Genomic DNA, 356 nt, shown 5'->3' with positions numbered 1-356 from the left:
CGCAGCATCCAGAATCAAGTGGCGGCTTTGAATGTGGGATTCGTGGATCGGTTACTGCGAACGCTATGAGCAGATCACCCTTCACCTGGCGCCCATCAACGGCGGCAGGTGCAGGAGCCTCGATCCAGGCCTTGATCGAGAGGCACGCATACAAATCAGTTATGAGCTGAGATACGGTCGAATCGACGTGGTATCGGCGTACATCGGTGGTCCCATGGACCTACTCTAACGTGGTTGACGGTCAACCTCCGTACCATTCTCAGGTTGCTTTTTTCAAGGACAAACAAAACCCCTACCTGCGTCAGCAGATAGGGGTTTCGGAATTTAATCTTGACGATGACCTACTCTCACATGGG

General features: G+C 52.8%; 1 pseudogene. It reads left to right on the top strand.

The features are described from left to right. Positions 1-55 precede the first annotated feature (55 nt). Positions 56-229 (top strand): annotated as a pseudogene (locus ACODSJ_RS24755) (integrase domain-containing protein); the annotation flags it as partial. Between the last annotated feature and the right edge of the window lie 127 nt (positions 230-356).

It is taken from the genome of Pseudomonas sp. FG6 (genome assembly GCF_057809015.1).
Note: the sequence above shows the minus strand (reverse complement) of the source record. Positions and strands in the feature narration are given on the sequence as shown.